Raw genomic sequence first — 18,053 nt, forward strand, 5'->3', positions numbered from 1 at the left:
TTTTAGAACGGAACTCTTATGTCAAGAACATATCCCATTTGCGAAGGGGGAAAGGTCTTGGATTTTTTCTATTACGAGAAGCTAGGCTGCGCCTACCGCGATTTTCTTGAGTTTTTTGCCGTTGTCATTGGGTGTCCCGGTTTTGAATAGGCCTGCCCCAACTACGCAAATATCCGTGCCTGCTTCCGCGAGAGCCCGAATATTCGAATCGTTCACTCCACCATCGACTTCTAGTTCTATGGGAAAGGACGAAATTAGGGATTTGACTTTGCGGATTTTTTCCAAGCCTCCGTCCACGAATTTCTGTCCGTAAAAGCCGGGCTCCACAGTCATGATCAGCACCAAATCCAAGTAAGGCAGCAGTGTTTCCAGAACCTGTACCGGAGTGCCCGGATTCAGCGAAACTCCGACTTTGGTTCCGCTCTTTTTGATTTCCTGGGCGAGCCGGATCGGAAAACGGGTGGTTTCCGCATGAAAGGTAATGCAGTAAGGATGGAGTTCGAAATATTTTGCTACGTGGTTTTCCGGTTTTTCCACCATCAGGTGAACGTCCAAAGGGATAGAGGTCATTCCTTTGACTTCCTTCGTGATCGCTTCTCCAAAGCTGATCTGAGGAACGAAATTTCCGTCCATCACATCCATATGGATCAGATCTATGCTTTCTTGTTGAAACGAAGGGATTTGGGAGGAAAGAGAAGTTAATTGAGCTGCTAAAATGGAGGCGGATATCTTCAAAGTTCGTTCTCGTAATCTTTTGATTTTACTTTTGAGCCGGACTGGTCCAGCAAAACCAGGGTCACGTCACCGGCCCGATAAAATACGGTTTGGAGTTTTTCGCCTTCCTGGTATTGCGTGGGTGCGGAAATTTCCAACTGTTTGGAAGCGTCCTTTTGGTCCTTCACTACCAATTTGTAAATTCCATTATCGGAGATCTTATATTCGAATCTCTCATACCCGCTTTCGATCCGATCTTCCGGTTCAAAGTAGAATACCTTGAATTTGTATTCCGATCCGTTTTTTTGTACGGATTCGATTTTCCCGTTTTCAGGACGGAACTTGGTCTCCAAAATTTCCGCTTTGGAAGGAATTCCGTTCCTCGCCAAAACTCTTTGTGCAAACACGTAAGAATCCCCCGGTTTGAATTCGAAAGTCTGCGGATCTCCCTCTTTCTTCTTTCCGGCGGCCTTGGTGACTAACAAAAACACTTTCTCTCTCGCGGTCGTATTTTTTCCCGCTTCCGGGATTTGATCCACAACCGTATCCGGCAATTCCCCGTTTTTCGCTTCCACGTAGGTGATTCCTCCGAGTTGCAAGGAAACGTACGTTTCTCCGGAAAGAACTTTTTCCATCGCATTTTTTGCGGAAGCTAGGGTCTGTCCTTTGAGCTCTGGCATGACCAAACGATCCAATCCCACGTTAACGGTTAAGGAAACTTTGGAACCGGCTTCGATCTCTCTGCCGGGACGGATGGATTGGTAGATGATGATTCCGTCCGTCTTATCCGGATATCTTTTGGATTCCAAGCGTACTTTCAATTGAAGTCTGTTCAGCTCGTTGTGGACTTCGTTGTAAGGCTTTCCCACTACATCCGGCATCACAACGAGAGTGGCGCTCTTGGTCCGTACGAAAACCACCAAGAAGGCTGCGATAAAAAAAACGACTAAGCCGAAAGCGATGAATAATAAATAACCTCCGACGGGGAGGTATTTGGAACGGAATTCTTCCTTTGTCACTCGAACCGGTCCTCTTCTGTGATACGGAAACCGTTTAGGAAATCCGAGGCGCTCATACGGTTCTTATTTTCCGGTTGGAGGGAAAGGATTTCCAGGAACAGACCATCTCCACACTGGAAAAGAAGGGTTTTTCTGTCCATTCGTTTCAATTTCCCCGGTAGAACCCCCTCGTCCCTTTCCCCCGTCCACTTGGTTTGGTGAAGGACGAGCCTCTTGTCTCGGAAACGACAAACTGCTCCCGGTTCGGGGGCCAAAGCCCGGATTCGATCGTGGACTTCCCTTGCAGAAATTGTAAAATCCAAAATTCGATCTTCGGGTTTGATTTTCGCGCAATAGGTTGCCAAGGAAGGATCCTGAGGCCGGGAAGCAAAAGGGTTCGTTCTCGGTCCGGCGAGAAGTTTTCCTAGATGTTCCGTTCCCAATTCCGTAATTCGATCCATCAAGGTTCCTGTATCATCCTGGAGGGAAATCGGAATTTCCGCTTCCTGGATAATATCCCCTTCATCCATTTTCTCTCCGATGTACTGGATGCTGATTCCTGTCTTGTCGTAACCTTTCCAAAGAGCGGTTTGAACGGGAGAAGCCCCTCTCAAATCCGGAAGAAGAGAACCGTGCAGATTGATCGTTCCGAATCGAGGAAATTCGAATACCTCTTTCGGCAATATGGAACCGTATGCGAAAACCAGATAGAGTTCTGCGGAATAGCGGGAAAATTCCTCCAGAGCTTTTTCCTTTTCTTTTCGGATCGATTCGAATTGAAATACCGGTAAGCCTTTCTCTAAAGCGGCCTGCTTGACCGGGCTGAAAACGGGAGTTTTGCTCCTGCCTTTCGGCCGATCCGGATTCGTCACGGCGAATAGGATCTCGATCCCGGGAGTTTCGAGCAGAGAACGAAAAAGTTTGGCCGAATGTTCCGGCGTGCCGAAAAAAGCGATTTTCATCAGACTAGATCCACAGGATCAAAATCCAATTCCAAGTAAACGTTTTTCGGAATCTTTAAGGGGCGGATTTCCTGTCGTAAGATTTCTCTCCACTTTCCCGGAGAGGATGTCTTGATCAGGATATGGTTTCGAAAATTCTTATCTATTTTATAGAAAGGACAGGGTGCCGGACCGAGAAGGACGGAATTCGGTTCCGGAAGGTGTTTTTGAAGCAGGCCCGAAACCGTTTCGATCGTTTTGGCGGAGGCGGATTCGTCCGTCGATCTCGCGAGAACTCTGACCAATCTGGAAAACGGAGGATAAAACAATTCTTTTCTGATCGGTAGTTCGGATTCGTAAAATTTTACGTAATCCTGATGGATTGCCATTTGTAGGACTGGATGGTCGGGAGTATGCGTTTCTATCAGGACTTCTCCTCGCAACTCCGCCCTCCCCGCTCTTCCCGCGACTTGGGTCATCAAGGAAAAAATCCTTTCACCTGCTCTGAAATCGGGCAAGCCCAGACCTATACCCGCGTTCAGAACTCCCACGAGAGTGACTCTTCCCGCGTCTAAGCCCTTCGAGATCATCTGGGTGCCTGTCAGGATATCTATTTCCCCTTTTACGAGTCGATCGATCACTTCGGTTAATAACGAACGATCTTGGATCGAATCCTGGTCCAATCTCTCGATTCTGGAACCCGGAAAGGACTCGAGAAGGTGTTCCTCCAATTTCTGTGTTCCGGTTCCCAGGAGGATCAGATTTTCCCCCCTTTGAGCTTCCAATCTGGATAAGAGATCTTTGAAACCGCAAAGATGACAGATCACGGTTCCTTTTTTGTGGAAGCAAAGATGAGAAGTGCAGTTCGGACAGGGAACGTAGGATTTTTCCCTTTCCGAATACAATAAAGGGCTATAACCTCTTCGGTTCAATAACAGAATGACTTGTTCCTTTCTGTCCAATCTCTGTTTGATCGCGAACGTAAGGTCCGAGCTAAGAAGACGGGATTCCTTTTTGTTTTCCACGATCCGTACGACGGGCGGGATCGCGTTTCCTGGGCGCTTGCTCAACACCTGTAATCCGATCTTTCCGCTGATCGCCAAATGGTAGACTTCGAGTGCCGGCGTCGCCGACCCCAGAACCAATACCCCCCGATTTTCTTTGCATCTCTGGAGAGCGACTTGGCGGGCATGGTATCTGGGACTGGAATGTTCCTTAAAGGAACCGTCATGCTCTTCGTCTATAATGACGAGTCCCAATTTCGGGACGGGAGAAAAGACCGCGGACCTGGTCCCGACGGCTATCCTCTTACGGCCGAGAAGCAGGTCCGTGTACGCTTTGAATCTCTCCGAGACCTTAAGAGCGGAATGGAGTAAGGCGACTTGGCCGGGAAAGACCGCTTCTAATTTTCGGATAATATGGTACGTTAATCCGATTTCGGGAACAAGCAGGAGCGCTCCTCGGTCCGTTTCCTTTAAGAGGTCCCGGATCAAATGTAGATAGACCTCCGTTTTTCCGCTTCCTGTGATTCCGAAGAGAAGATGGACCGATTCTTTTCCGAAATCTTTTTTGATTCCCCGAAACGCCTTATTTTGCTCCTCGTTCAGAGGTAGAGGTTCCGCTTCGACTTCCGCTTCCGAAAATGTAACTTTCGAATGTCTTCTACCCTTCGGAATCATTTTATGAATGCATTCGCCTAAAGAAGAGAGGTACTGTTCCTTCATCCAATAAGCCAATCGGATCTGGTCTTCCGTGACGATCGGTATCTTATCGATTACTTTCTCCACGGCTAAGACGGAGTAATTGGGTTCGTTGGAATGCGTAGAAATTACGATGCCTTCTTCTTTCCTCCCTCGGAGCTGGGCCAGAACCCGTACTCCGACCTGCGTATTTGGTTCTACTTCGTAAGTGAAGGTGTCTTCTTGTATGGGTAGGTCGAAGGCGATTTCGGCGTAGCGAATCAAATTCTGTCCTTGATAAGCGAATGAAATAGATTCAATTGGGAAAGTACGCTTTCCTTGACTTCGATTTCCTTCTTCTTCGCTTCCTGGAAACTAGGATCTTCGGAAGACGTCCTCTTTCGTTTTTCTTCCGCAGCTAAAATCGCCTCGGGAGAACGTAGGACCACCATGGGAATTCCGGGAGAAAATTCGGTCGTCTTTCCGAGAAGTACCGCCGCCTGGTCTTTTCCGAAGGTCAAGGTTGCCGCGGCGCCCAAGAGAATGATTCCGACGATGTTTTCCTGGCGGATTGTTTCGTTGGCTTGTTCTTTGCAATTTTCCGTCCTTCTCTTCCAATCCGATTCCGAGGATTTATCCTGTGCGAAAAGACAAGCGGGAAATTCTTGGTAGTAAAATTCTCTCATCGAAAATCCGAATTGCTTCCGGACCAGTCGATCGAAAAGTTCTTCGGCCTCTGAGGAGCGGAAAATTTGCTGGGGGGAAGTTTTTGCATAGGAAGGTTTTCCCGCCTGGAATTCTCCCGAATAATGGAGCACTAAAACCTTTTTTCTTCCTTTAACGAGGAAATGTCGTATCGCACTGAGTCTGTCCGGGCATAATTTACAGGAAAGATTTCTGTCCAAGTTTTTGGGCGGAGTTCTGGTATGGGAAGGATTTTCGGTTAAGGTCGGAGTCTGTCCTAGCGATTGCCCGATCGTGGAATTCCAATCTTCCCTCCAGGATAATTCCATGGTTTCGGGATCAGGCTCTCCCTGTTTCCTACGTATGGGAATTTCCCTCTTTTGGATCAGGAATCTGAGGTCCTGAAGAATCAACTTAAGTTCTGCGAGTGTTCCTCCGGATTTAGTCATGGACGTTTTCCGTCTGGATTCCGAGAGATTTCATCTTACGATACAAGTGAGACCTTTCTATTCCCAAAGCTTTGGATGTCTTGGATACGTTTCCTTCGTTCATCTGCAATGTTTTTATAATATATTGCTTCTCGAATTCCTCTTTGGCCCGCTTGAAATCCCCTTTTTCCACAAGATCGTTTGCTTTCAAAAATCCCGTCAGGGAATCCTTTACGTCTTGTGCCCGAATGGAATCGCCTACCGTCAATATGCAAAGTCTTTCGATCACGTTTTTCAATTCACGGATATTTCCCGGCCAAAAATGATTCTCTAGGAGGGAGAGAGCTTCCTTTTCGATTTTTTTAGGGGGAAGGTTGTTTTCCGCCAAAGTGAGACCTACGTAATGGTCCACAAGGAGCGGTATATCCGGTTTTCTGTCCCGCAACGGAGGGATGACGATCGGAATCACGTTCAAACGATAATAGAGATCCTCGCGGAATTTTCCATCCCGGATCGCTTCCTCCACGGGAATATTGGTTGCCGCTATGATTCGTACGTCCACGGAAACCGTTTCCGTACTTCCCAATTTTTCGAATCTCTGTTCCTGCAGAATTCGGAGAACTTTGGCCTGGGTGGACAAAGACATATCGCAGATCTCATCCAAAAACAACGTTCCGCCGTTGGCGGCTTCGAATTTTCCGATCCTAGATTCCATCGCTCCGGTAAACGCGCCTTTTGCGTATCCGAACAATTCCGATTCTATCAATTCCTCAGGGATTGCTGCGCAATTAATCTCGACGAAGGGTTGGTCCTTTCTCTTGGAATTTTTGAAGATGGTTCGTGCAACCAACTCCTTGCCTGTACCGTTCTCTCCGTATATGAACACTCTTGCGTTCGTCGCGGCCGCTTGAGCGATCGCGAACTTTACTTTCTGGATCGCCAAGGAATTTCCCAGAATCTCGTCGTATTCCAATTTGATTTCTGGGAGTTCCGTCCTTTCCTGGCGCGCGAGCACGCCTTCCACCGCTTCCAGAACTTTTTCGATCGATAGAGGCTTTTCTAAAAAATCCACAGCTCCTTTTTTGGTGGCTTGAACGGCCAACTCTATGGTCCCGTGTCCGGAAATCATCAATACGGGCAGAGTCGGATAGATCTTCTTGCATTCGTCCAACAGAACGAGTCCGTCTTCCTTCCCCAGCCAGACGTCCAAAAGCACCAAGCCCGGTCTTTCCGTTTTCAATTGTTTTAGAAAGGACCTTCCGTTGGCAAAATGTTCCACTTCATAATCTTCATCCTCGAGGATATCCTTGAGGGACTTTCTGATTTCCGGTTCGTCGTCAACGATGAATATCTTCATAAACTGTCAGGCTACCGGTAGTTCTATCCGAAATTTGCAGCCTCCCAATTCGGAAGAATCTACCGAGATATGGCCGCTATGGTCAATCACAGTTTTCTGTACGATGGCGAGACCGATACCGGAGGTATGTTCCTCCTTAGTGGAATAGTACGGCTCGAAAACTTTGGATCTGTACTCGTTCGGAATTCCAGTGCCATTATCTTCTATCATTAGAACCACGGATTTTCTCATGATCCTTCTCTCCAATTTTGTGGAAACCCGTATCTTTCCGATTCCTGATAACTCGCCTTTCGCCTTTTTCCTTGCGATCGCTTCCACAGCGTTCTTGAAGAGATTATTCATGATTCCTAAAAACAGTTTTTTATCCAAAAAAATCTCCGGGAGATTTTTAGACAATTGGAGTTCGATCTGGATTCCGGGCGTATGCTCGTACAATTTGACGCTTTCCAAAACGATCGGTTCCAGATGCTGGTTGATCAATCTGGGCGCAGGCATTCTCGCGAATTCCGAGAATTCGTTTACCAGATGTTCCAGGATCTTGACCTGTCCTACGATCGTTTCCGTTCCTTTGGCGACGATTTCCTGGAAAGGGATCGGCACGCTCGCATCCAATTTTCTTCGAATTCGCTCCGCCGACAACTGGATCGGGGTGAGTGGATTCTTGATTTCATGCGCCATTCTCTGGGCGACTTCCTTCCAGGCTGCGACGCGCTGTATATGCATCAACTCGCGATTTTTGGACTTTAAATCTTTCACCATTTGATTGAAGGATTCTACCAAAGCGCCGATCTCTCCTCCTTCTGTCAGAGGAAGATTTATATCCGTATCTCCTAGGGAAACCTTTTGCGTCGCATTGGCCAAGTCTATGATGGGTCTGGATATCTTTCTGGCGAAAATAAGGGAGAATATGATGGAAAGCAGAAATACGATGATGATCATCAGGCTGATCGTAACTCGTAATTCATAAGGAAGTCTTTCTTTTGCCAGGTCGGCCTTGTGATAATTCTTTCTCGTATTTAAAAGCGAATACGCTTTCTCTTCTTCTCCGACGAAAATCCTTTTTCCGAGCAAAAGGTATTTGGTGCGATCGGGAGAGGGAATTTTCAGGAAATAATGGGATTGGGAAGGGTGAACGGAAAGATTTTCCTCGATCGTCTCCCCTTCCATCGCGAGGAATGCGGATCCGTCCGGCGGAACCTTCAAAGAACGGGTTTCGAGGACGGGAGTTCCCTTTTCATACCAGCCTAGGTAATATTCTGGATCCGAAATTAGATTCAGTTCGTAAGCCCTTCTCACCAAGGAATTGACATTCGTATTTTCTTTCTTGATCAGGTTCTGAAAAAGCCTGGCTTTGATTTTCAGATCCTGCTTTTCCTGGCGCAATTCCTTGCCGATGAAATAATCCCCGGCATCCAAGGCTTGTCCTATATCCAAACCGTAAAATCCCTCGAACAGTCTTCCTGTTACGTTCGAAGAAAGGAAAAAGATCGGGATCGAAGGAAGCATTGCCACGAACAGGAAGGCCAAGGAGAGACGGTAGCGGATGGAACTTTTAAGTCTGCCCGTTTCCAGGTTTCTTTTGTTTCTATAAAAATAGGAGACAGCTATGGCTAAAGTGAATAGAGGAATCGTATAATAAACGTAGACCAGGATTCGATCCACAATACTCGCATCTTCCGCCCTGTGGAAGTGCAGAATTTCCGCTGCGAAGACGGCGACGGCGACCACGCCGAAAAGAATAAAAAAATCTCTGAGATAGTATCGGTTCTCCTCGTTTCGAACCGGAAAAAGGTTCATACGGCAAAATCGTCCGTTACCAGCCTGGACAACGCATCGATGGCTTCGGATTCTTTTTCGCCGGTCGCCCGGATCGAAAATTCCTGTCCCGGTGCTAAGGCGAGCATCATCAAACCCATAATGCTTTTTCCGTTCACTTCCACTCCTTCCTTAGAAACCAAAACCTCGCAAGGAAATTTGGACGCGCAGTTTACGAAGACGGAGGCCGGTCGGGCGTGCATACCCGTACTATTTTCATTGATTTTGAGGTGGATTTCTCTCAACTTTACCTTGCTGCAAATAGATATTCAATTTCTGACTGAATTCGGCTGCGGCATTTTTGCCCAGCTTCTTTAACCTCTGATTCATTGCCGCCGTTTCTACGATGATCGGAATATTCCGTCCTGGACGGACCGGCAATCTGATAAGAGGAATAAGCACACCCAAAACCTCTTCGGTCCTATTTTCCAGACCCGTTCGATCGAATTCCTTTTCGTCCGACCACTCTTCTAAGTGGATGATGAGCTCGATCAATTTATGGTCGCGGACAGAACCGATTCCGAATATATCTTTGATATTTAATATACCCAGTCCGCGGATTTCCATGTGGTGACGGAGAAGGTCGGAACAGGTTCCTATCAGATAACTTTCGGAAAGCCGCCTGATCTCGACCATATCGTCGGCGACCAATCGATGCCCCCTCTCGATGAGTTCTAGGGCGGTTTCGCTTTTTCCGACTCCGCTTTTTCCCGACAGCAGAATACCGATACCGAATACCTCTATCAATACTCCATGTCTCATGGTCCTGGGCGCAAGGCTACGATCCAATATCTGCGAAATCAGAGTGATGAATTTATGCGTGGATACGTCCGAAACCAAGAGTGGAATATTCAGGCGGTTGCAATATTCCACGAATATGGGCGGTGCGGAATTTCCATGGGTAAAAATGATGCAATTCAGATGAAAATGGAAAAATTCCGAAGCGATCTGATTGAGTCCGTCTCCTTCTCTCGAAATGAGATAGGCCCATTCCCCCTTCCCGAAAATTTGGATCCGATCGTGGGCAAAACTCTCGTAAAATCCTGTTAAGGAGAGACCCGGTCGATTGATTTCCGAACTATGAATCCGATTTTGCAGACCGGTTTCCCCGGCGATCAACTTCAGCCCTAATTCCGGATGGTCTTTTAAAATATTCGATACGTTGATTCCTGGCACAGACATTCCCGTTATCTTGCCTCCAGGGATTTCACTTTTTTTCTTTGGTTGGAAGGGAGAATCTTCAGGATCTTTCTGTACTTAGCTACGGTTCGTCTCGCGATCTCGATCCCTTTTTTTTCGATCAATTCCACGATCTCCTGGTCGGAGAGAGGGTTTTCGGGATCTTCCTCCTTTACCAGATTACGGATCATATCGTGGATGGTTTTCGAAGATTCCATTCCCCCTTCGGAACTTTTCGATTTCAAGCCCGAGGAAAAAAACCATTTCAGCTCTAGGATTCCCCAAGACGTTTGGATATATTTGTTGGAAGTGATCCTGGAAACAGTGGACTCGTGGAGTTCCAAACGCTCGGCGATATCCTTCAAGGTCAAGGGCCTAAGATGCCGGACTCCTTTTCTAAAGAATTCGGTTTGAAGTTCTATGATAGCGGAGACGACCCTGTACAATGTCTGTCTTCTTTGGTTGACCGATCGAATCAGCCATTCGGCGGAATTCAGCTTGGAGGAGATATATTCTTTGTCCGAATCTTTGGCGCCTTTTTTTAAAAAACCTTTATATTCTTTGTTTATCTTCAATTTGGGAAGCCATTCGTCGTTTAACAGAATATTAAATTCCCCACCTATTTCCCGGACGATCACATCGGGCAGGATATAATCCGGTTTTTTGGGATTGTATAAAGTCGCGGGGAAAGGTTCGAGCTTTTTGATTTCCGCCGCCATCGCCTCCACGTTTTCGATGGAAATCCCCATTTTCTTGGAAATTCCTTTGTAATCCAATTTTTCCAGATCTTTTAAATGATTTTCGATCAGGTCGTGTAGTTTTTCGTCGTTCGGCCTCAGGATTTTGGATTGGACGAGCAGTGTCTGTTGGATATTCCTAGCACCGATTCCCAGAGGATCCAATTGGTGGATCTGCCCTAGCACCTTTTGGATCGTCTTTACGGGGACGCTGATTTCCGCGGATAATTCCTGCTCCGTCTTCGGAATAAAGCCTCGGTCGTCCAACATGGAAATCAGAATCTCGGCGATTTCCATCTCCTTTTCCTTCAAAGGCGAAATCCTGAGCTGCCAGAGAAGATGCTCCGACAAAGATTGTGCATTCGGGGAAGATTCTATGTATTTCTGGTTCCGGTCCGAAGCGTCGGATCCGCGGGCTTGGGGTCGATCCAGAGTAAAGGAATCCTGCCAACCTACGTCGGAGTTCTTTATAAAATCGTTTTTTTCTTTTCTTCTAAGATCGTCGGAGGAATAGAGTTCCGGATTTTTGCTTCTTTCGGAAGAAGCCTCCTCTTCAAGCATAGGATTTTCCACCAACTCGGCGCTGATTCTGTCCGCGAGCTCCACCGTGGAGAGAGGCAATAGCTCAATGGACTGGCGCAGGTCCTGAGTCATGACCAGTTTTTGGGTCTGCTTTTGGACGAGCTGATGGTTTAAATTCACAGTTTAAAATCCTCGCCTAGATACATTCGCTTCGCTTCTTTGTCGTTCACCAATTCCTTGGGAGTTCCTGCGATGAGAATCTTACCGCTATGCATGATATAAGCCCGATCGGTGATCTTTAAGGTTTCTCTCACGTTGTGGTCCGTTATCAGGATTCCCAGGCCTTTTTCCTTCAAGCTATTGATGACGGTCTGGATGTCCTTAACCGCTATAGGATCCACCCCTGCAAAAGGTTCGTCAAGAAGGATAAAATCCGGTTTTGTAACCAAGGCCCTCGCGATTTCGCATCTTCTCCGTTCACCGCCGGAAAGAGTATAGCCTTTTTGATTTGCGACCCGCATAATTTGCAGTTCCAAAAGCAATTCGTCTCTTCTTTGTACGATTTCACTTCTGGATATTTCCAGAGTCTCTAAAATAGCTTCTAGATTTTCCGCGACTGTGAGCTTTCGAAAGATAGAGGCTTCCTGAGCGAGATATCCCACTCCTAGTTTGGCTCGAGTATGCATAGGAAACTCGGTGACGTCCTGGTTATCTATGAATACTTGCCCCGAGTCCGGTTGAACGAAACCCACGGACATATAAAAAGACGTGGTTTTTCCCGCTCCGTTCGGTCCCAGAAGACCGACCACTTCCCCTTTTTTGATATCAAAGGTGACCCCGTCCACGACCTTCCGCTTATTATAGATCTTTACGAGGTTTTGGCAACGGATCGTCGTACCCATTTGTCTCCTAATTTCCTAGATGGACTCCTTCGGTCAGAATCGCCCGCCCTTCCCTAGGATAAAAGAGGATTTTTCCCGCCCGTAAAATCTTACCGGCCCGATCCATTCTCGGATTTCCCTCCAGATAAATGATTTCCTCTTCCTCCACATAAGTGGCGTATTCACCCATCGCTTGGGAACCTTTCGCTTTGATGAGCACATTCCCTCGTATGACCGTCTCTCCCTTGTCCAAAAAACGTTCGAATTCCTGGGCGGTCATCGTGGTCGTTACCGCTCCCGTTTTGGAGTCCAGAAATTCCATTTTACCGTCATCGGTAATATGCATGTATTCCTCTTTTCGGAAGTAATCCAAGACATTCCCGTACAATATAAGGCGGTTTTCCCGATCTTCGATCTTGATGTTGTTTTTACCTCGGATCGTATGCGAATCCGTGCCTACGGATTGTAGAATGTCCGCAGTGATCTTGAGGTGTTTTCTGAGCACGGTGGAATTTCCTTTCAGAGTGACGATTCTTTCTCCTTTCTCGTCGGAGGAGCTTTCCAAACGATCTCCCTTAAGAATGGTGATCACTTTTTCGGTGGTTTCCTCCTCGTTTTCGGATTGTCGTTTTTCATACGAGGTCTGAAAAAGCACCGTATTCTGCTCTAATAGGATCCTATTGTCGTTCGTGTAGAAGGAAAGTTTTTCCCCGGTCAAATATCGATCTTTGGAAACCAGAAACGGATTCGGATCCGTCGTGATCAGATTTTCCGATTCCTGAAACAATGCCTCTTTGCAGAGAATGGTGACATCAGGATGGGAAATGACGACTCCGCCGGTCAATTTCGTGATCTTTGTACTGAGTTGTCTTTCGATCAATTGTGCGGAGATCACCGTGGTTTTACCGCTTTTATCCTTGAAAAACATTCTCGGTCTTTCCTTGATTACGACGATTTCGGCATATTTATCGTAATCTCCGGATCCGGCTCTCAGGGTGGTTCCGTTTTCCTGGTCGTCCACTTCCACGCCGTTCTTTAGAAAAGCTTTATATGCGTCTTTGCCCAATACCTCTATCTTGGAGGCGGATAATTTCACCTTTTTGTGTTGGATCCAGGCGCCTCCTTCCAAAGTAAAATAAGTCACCTTAACTCCCTGGATCTGTTTGTCCTCCTGAGTTAGGGAACTTCCTCCCCAATACGTGGGAAAACTTTCTTTTCTAGCGGGATCTGGTTCCCCGACTCCTAGTATGGGTTTTCTTTCCAACGAATCCGGAGAAAAAAGCAAAGGCGGGCGAACATGAGAGGATAAAAAGTTCGTAAATAATAAAAGAAAAAAACAGAAAAATGGAAAAGCCCGTTTTACCATAATCAGTTTCACTGAGCCGTGGAAAGTGGATTGGTTCCGCCTTGGGTAATGGCGGTCGGACGAAGGATGGTAAACTTGTTCAGATCCTTGTCGGCTCTCAATCCTATTCCGCGGATTCTAGTTCCGTCCGCTTCCACGACCACTTCTTCGTCCGAAGATAGTTTTTTGGTTTCGGTATTGTATTCCAGAGATTTGGCCAATAAGGTTCTTCCCTCGTTCGTAACCAACCTTATATTGCCGTTTAGTACCATCAGCTTTGTGGAATGGTTGATTTCCCCTTTGTCTCCGGTCAGTTTCGATTTGAACTTACCTTCTTCAAACTGATCGAAGTCTATCTCGTACAATACGGTTTTTCCTTCTCCGACGAAAACGTAGGATTCATCCGCACGTAATTTCCAATTCAGGATACCGCTTTGATCGTACTGGTCTCTTTCGAACTTTTTAAACGATACCGTCGCACCGGATTCTTTTTCGTTTTCCACCCGCGTGTATTTCGCTTCCTTCTTTCCAGCCACCAAAAAGAAGGCTACGATTGCGGCGATCCCTAGAACGACTCCGGCGTACATCCGGTATTTTTGCACCGTCTCTGCATCGAGATTTTTTAAGAAGGAAAGACGGAGTTTCACGGCTGCACCGAATTCTATTTTAGTTAGATTCGTTCGAATTCAGGATTTCCCGTTTTACGTACCGATCCAAACCGATCAGCTCTTTCAAAAGGGATTTGATTTGGGAGATCGGATACTGGGTCGTGGCATCGGACAACGCCTTTTCCGGATCGGGATGCACTTCCATGAATAGCCCTTCGATTCCTAATGCGACGGCGCTCCTGACGATACTGGGGATGAACTCTCTCTGCCCTCCCGTACTATTTCCGGCGGCTCCGGGTAATTGTGCGGAATGGGTGGCGTCGAAGATCACCGGTATATCATATTGGTGCAGAATAGGTACTGTCCTTCCGTCGAAGACCAGATTTCCGTATCCGAAAGTCGTCCCTCTCTCGGTGACCATGTATTTTTCCGATCCCGATTCCTGTATTTTCGTTTTGATATGCCTGCAATCTTGCGGAGAAAGAAACTGTCCTTTCTTTACGTTGACCCATTTGCCCGTCTTAGCGGATTCGGAAATCAAATCCGTTTGTCTGCAGAGAAAGGCCGGGATTTGGTAGATATCTAACACGTCCTTCAGAGGTAAGATGTGAGAAGTCTCGTGGATATCCGTCAATACGGGAACATTATATTTTCCTTTAATGAATTCCAGGTGTTTGATTCCCTCGGCAAGACCGGGTCCTCTATAGGAATTGACCGAAGAACGGTTCGCCTTATCGAAACTGCTTTTAAAAACGTAGGGAATTCCCAGCTCGGAACAAATTCCGACCATCTCTCCGCAGACCCGATCCAAGAGGTCCTGATTTTCCATTACGCAAGGACCTGCGATAAGGAAAAAAGGATGATCTCCTCCGATTTTGGTGCCGTCCAAAAAGTCCCGGCTAGTGGCAGTTCGATCGCTCATGATACCTTCCTAGTTAGTTTGACCGCTGCGCGGATGAATCCGGCAAATAAGGGATGGGGTTTCGTAGGTTTGCCCGTGAATTCCGGATGGAATTGGACCCCTACGAACCAAGGATGATCCGGAATCTCTACGATTTCGATCAAGTTTTCATCGGGAGAAATTCCCGAAAAGACCAACCCCTTTTCTTCGAAGGCTTCACGGTAACGATTCGTAAATTCGAATCTGTGCCTATGGCGCTCGTAAACCAACTCCTGTTTGTATTCCGTAAAAGCCAAAGTATTTTTACGAATCCTACAAGGATAGGAACCCAAACGCATGGTTCCTCCCATTTGGTCTATATCCATTTGCTCTTCGATGAGAGAGATCACCGGATCCGGAGAATCAGGTCTGAATTCCGTGGAGTTTGCCTCTTTCAATCCTAAAACGTTTCTTCCGAATTCGATCACCGCGCACTGCATTCCCAGGCAAATTCCGAAAAAGGGAATTCCCTTCGTCCTAGCATATTGGATGGCTAGAATCTTACCTTCTATACCGCGATCTCCGAATCCTCCGGGAACCAGAATCCCCTGCACTCCCTTTAAGAGATCCTTTACGTTCGTTTTGTCCACTTTCTCCGGATCCACTTTCACGAATTCCACATTCGCCTCGTTGGCGATCCCTCCGTGGGAAAGGCTTTCGTAGACCGAGCGATACGCGTCGTGTAACGATATGTATTTTCCGACTACTGCGATTTGAACCGTATATTTTGCGGACTGGATGCTTTTTATGATCTTTTCCCACTCCGCAAAATTGGATCTACCCAGTTCCATTCCCAAGGTCTTCAACACTACCTGGTCCAGCTTTTCTTCTTTGTACATTTTAGGAATTTCATAGATGGAAGTGCTGATATCGGAGGCCGAGATCACGTTTTCTTCCTTAACGTTACAGAAGAGAGAGATTTTTCCCTTCATTTCTTTTCCCATCGGCTGATTGACTCTGCAAATCAGGATGTCCGGCTGGATTCCCAAAGCGAGTAATTCCTTTACGGAATGTTGTGTAGGCTTCGTCTTCGCCTCTCCGGCAACGGTGATCGTGGGAACTAAGGTAACATGGATGAATAATACATGCGCGGGACCGTGTTCATAGCGCATCTGGCGTATGGCTTCCAGAAAAGGAATGGATTCAATATCCCCCACCGTTCCGCCGATTTCTACGATCACGAAATCGGTCGCGTTTTCCCTCGCGAGAGTATAGATGCGGTTCCTGATTTCGTTCGTGATATGAGGTACTACCTGGACCGTCCTGCCTAGGTAATCTCCTTTGCGTTCCCTCTGGATTACGGTGTTATAGATTTGGCCGGTCGAAATGGAATTCTTACGCGTAAACTTAGATTTGGTAAAACGCTCGTAATAACCCAGATCCAGGTCCGTCTCGGCTCCGTCTTCGGTTACATAGACCTCTCCGTGTTGGTACGGGCTCATCGTTCCCGGGTCTATGTTGATGTAGGGATCCATTTTTTGGAGAGAAACCGAATACCCCCTACTTTCGAGAAGGCAACCTAAAGCAGCGGCGGAAACCCCCTTTCCTAAAGAGGAACACACTCCTCCGGTGACGAAAATAAATTTGGTCTTGGACAATTCCCTCTCCTTCCTTGGGGAACAGGGTTTTTCTCGGTTCTGGAAAAACCAACTCCGAATTTCGCGGAATTTTCCCGGAAATCGGAAGGTTGGAATTTCTCCCCGGGACGATTTAGATCCCTCGGATTCTCCGGATGAGATCCGTGCTGGAAAATCCCTGGACAAACGGAAGGATACGAACCTCCCCGCCTAGATTTTTCACCAAAGACGCTTCCGGAAGGGTTTCCGGATCATAATCTCCACCTTTTGTATGGACGTTCGGGCGGATTTGGGAAATTAAATTTAGAGGGGTTTCCTCGGAAAACACGGTGATCGTATGCACGAAGGAAAGACAGGAGAGTAGAAGGGCCCGGTCTTCTTCCGAGTTTACAGGTCTCTCCGGACCTTTGAGTCTACGAACGGACTCGTTCGAATTCAATCCTACCCAGAGGAAATCTCCCAGTTCGGCGGCTTGCGCCAAATAGGTCAGATGTCCCTTATGAATCAAATCGAAGACTCCGTTGGTAAAGACGATCCTTCCCGAGGTCCGGATTCGATTTGCATGGGCAGATGCTTCCGAAAACGGAACGATCTTTTCCAGGCATTCTTCTAAAAGACTCAAGTGAGGATTCCCCTTTTTTCCAGAGCGTCCTGCAATTCGGAAAGGGATACCGTTTCCGCGCCCAGTTTTCCTACGACGACCCCTGCCGCAACATTGGAAACCAGTGCCGACTCTAGTTCCGTTAAACCGGCGGCTCGAAAAGCGGTATATGCGGAGATGACCGTGTCTCCCGCTCCGGTCACGTCGAACACCTGCTTGGCAACCGTTGGAATATGATGGGTTTTGTCTTCGGCCGCCAAATACAGACTCATCCCTTTTTCCCCTCTCGTAATCATCATGGAAGGAGAACCCAATCGGACCGCAATCTCCTTCGCTGCGCTTTCCACCTCTCGATCCGTTTCCAATTTTCTCCCGAGAGCCTTACCGGCTTCGTGATGGTTTGGAGTCAGAATACTTGCTTTTTCATACTGGAAAAAATGGGAAACTTGAGGATCCACAGTGACGATCTTTTTTTTGGCAACCGAAAGGGAGATGACTTCCCGGATCAATTTCGGGGTGAGGGTTCCCTTATCGTAATCGGAGAGTACAACCGCGTCCGCCTGGTCGATCCTTTCGGAAAAGGCTCGGAACAGTTCCTCTTCTTCCGAGTTAGTTAGGGAATGGGTTTCTTCCCGATCGATCCGACACACCTGCTGGTGGCCTGCGATCACCCTGGTTTTTAAGATGGTCGGCACGTTTTCCGAAAGAAGGATTTTATTGCCTTCCGCATGGGTCTTCTCTTGGGTCAATAATTCCTTTAAAGTGTTTGCGGTTTCGTCGTTTCCGGATCTTCCCAAAACGACGGAAGTGACCCCAAAACGGGATAAATTTTTAATGACGTTTCCCGCGCCTCCCAAGGTTCTTTTTTCCTTCCGGACCCAAACCACGGGAACCGGGGCCTCGGGAGAGATCCGATTCACTTCACCGAAGAGATATTCGTCTAAAATGAGGTCTCCGATGACGATGATTTTCGTCCCGGAGAGACGATTTGCGGCGGTAAGGTAAAGATTCTTTTTTATCGAGTACAATTTTGGACCGGGCTTTCAG

At 47.2% G+C, this 18,053-nt stretch carries 17 protein-coding genes; all 17 read right to left on the minus strand.

Annotation, left to right across the window (positions count from 1 at the left end; genetic code table 11):
* Positions 1–81 precede the first annotated feature (81 nt).
* The 17 genes from rpe to rfaE1 all read right to left on the minus strand — a co-directional run bounded on the left by rpe (position 82) and on the right by rfaE1 (position 18,034).
* The gene (gene rpe, locus EHO60_RS14065; protein WP_135768849.1) at positions 82–735 is read right to left on the minus strand and encodes a ribulose-phosphate 3-epimerase; all 654 of its coding nucleotides are present in this window, start codon (positions 733–735) and stop codon (positions 82–84) included.
* On the minus strand, positions 732–1,733 hold the full coding sequence (locus tag EHO60_RS14070; protein WP_135768850.1) for a PASTA domain-containing protein: 1,002 nt from the start codon (positions 1,731–1,733) through the stop codon (positions 732–734). The genes rpe and EHO60_RS14070 overlap by 4 nt, the downstream gene beginning before the upstream one ends.
* The gene (gene fmt, locus EHO60_RS14075; RefSeq protein ID WP_135768851.1) at positions 1,730–2,674 is read right to left on the minus strand and encodes a methionyl-tRNA formyltransferase; all 945 of its coding nucleotides are present in this window, start codon (positions 2,672–2,674) and stop codon (positions 1,730–1,732) included. The genes EHO60_RS14070 and fmt overlap by 4 nt, the downstream gene beginning before the upstream one ends.
* Positions 2,674–4,617: a replication restart helicase PriA gene (gene priA, locus EHO60_RS14080; protein ID WP_135768852.1), complete on the minus strand. Its 1,944-nt coding sequence runs from the start codon at positions 4,615–4,617 to the stop codon at positions 2,674–2,676. The genes fmt and priA overlap by 1 nt, the downstream gene beginning before the upstream one ends.
* On the minus strand, positions 4,614–5,465 hold the full coding sequence (locus EHO60_RS14085) for a hypothetical protein (RefSeq protein ID WP_135768853.1): 852 nt from the start codon (positions 5,463–5,465) through the stop codon (positions 4,614–4,616). The genes priA and EHO60_RS14085 overlap by 4 nt, the downstream gene beginning before the upstream one ends.
* A complete protein-coding gene (locus tag EHO60_RS14090) occupies positions 5,458–6,801 on the minus strand; it encodes a sigma-54-dependent transcriptional regulator (protein WP_135768854.1) in 1,344 nt (447 codons plus the stop codon). The genes EHO60_RS14085 and EHO60_RS14090 overlap by 8 nt, the downstream gene beginning before the upstream one ends.
* A 6-nt stretch (positions 6,802–6,807) precedes the next feature.
* On the minus strand, positions 6,808–8,598 hold the full coding sequence (locus EHO60_RS14095; RefSeq protein WP_135768855.1) for an LIC_11548 family sensor histidine kinase: 1,791 nt from the start codon (positions 8,596–8,598) through the stop codon (positions 6,808–6,810).
* Positions 8,595–8,861, minus strand: a complete 267-nt coding sequence (locus tag EHO60_RS14100; RefSeq protein WP_135768856.1) for an HPr family phosphocarrier protein — start codon at positions 8,859–8,861, stop codon at positions 8,595–8,597. Before EHO60_RS14100 ends, EHO60_RS14095 begins: the two co-directional genes overlap by 4 nt.
* Positions 8,833–9,798: an HPr(Ser) kinase/phosphatase gene (gene hprK, locus EHO60_RS14105; RefSeq protein ID WP_135768857.1), complete on the minus strand. Its 966-nt coding sequence runs from the start codon at positions 9,796–9,798 to the stop codon at positions 8,833–8,835. Before hprK ends, EHO60_RS14100 begins: the two co-directional genes overlap by 29 nt.
* Positions 9,799–9,803: 5 nt before the next feature.
* On the minus strand, positions 9,804–11,234 hold the full coding sequence (gene rpoN / locus EHO60_RS14110) for an RNA polymerase factor sigma-54 (protein WP_135768858.1): 1,431 nt from the start codon (positions 11,232–11,234) through the stop codon (positions 9,804–9,806).
* A complete protein-coding gene (gene lptB, locus EHO60_RS14115) occupies positions 11,231–11,956 on the minus strand; it encodes an LPS export ABC transporter ATP-binding protein (protein WP_135768859.1) in 726 nt (241 codons plus the stop codon). The genes rpoN and lptB overlap by 4 nt, the downstream gene beginning before the upstream one ends.
* Before the next feature lie 7 nt (positions 11,957–11,963).
* Complete coding sequence (locus EHO60_RS14120; protein WP_135768860.1) at positions 11,964–13,301, minus strand: hypothetical protein; 1,338 nt, start codon at positions 13,299–13,301, stop codon at positions 11,964–11,966.
* Between the two features lie 8 nt (positions 13,302–13,309).
* Positions 13,310–13,867: an LPS export ABC transporter periplasmic protein LptC gene (gene lptC, locus EHO60_RS14125; RefSeq protein WP_135768927.1), complete on the minus strand. Its 558-nt coding sequence runs from the start codon at positions 13,865–13,867 to the stop codon at positions 13,310–13,312.
* A 79-nt stretch (positions 13,868–13,946) separates the two neighbouring features.
* A complete protein-coding gene (gene kdsA, locus EHO60_RS14130; RefSeq protein ID WP_135768861.1) occupies positions 13,947–14,810 on the minus strand; it encodes a 3-deoxy-8-phosphooctulonate synthase in 864 nt (287 codons plus the stop codon).
* Positions 14,807–16,426, minus strand: coding sequence for a CTP synthase (locus tag EHO60_RS14135; protein WP_135768862.1), 1,620 nt, complete (start codon positions 16,424–16,426; stop codon positions 14,807–14,809). The genes kdsA and EHO60_RS14135 overlap by 4 nt, the downstream gene beginning before the upstream one ends.
* A 112-nt stretch (positions 16,427–16,538) precedes the next feature.
* Positions 16,539–17,027: a D-glycero-beta-D-manno-heptose 1-phosphate adenylyltransferase gene (gene rfaE2, locus EHO60_RS14140; RefSeq protein WP_246028324.1), complete on the minus strand. Its 489-nt coding sequence runs from the start codon at positions 17,025–17,027 to the stop codon at positions 16,539–16,541.
* Positions 17,024–18,034, minus strand: coding sequence for a D-glycero-beta-D-manno-heptose-7-phosphate kinase (gene rfaE1, locus EHO60_RS14145; RefSeq protein WP_135768863.1), 1,011 nt, complete (start codon positions 18,032–18,034; stop codon positions 17,024–17,026). Before rfaE1 ends, rfaE2 begins: the two co-directional genes overlap by 4 nt.
* Between the last annotated feature and the right edge of the window lie 19 nt (positions 18,035–18,053).

Source organism: Leptospira fletcheri, from assembly GCF_004769195.1.
Taxonomy (GTDB): Bacteria; Spirochaetota; Leptospiria; order Leptospirales; family Leptospiraceae; genus Leptospira_B; species Leptospira_B fletcheri.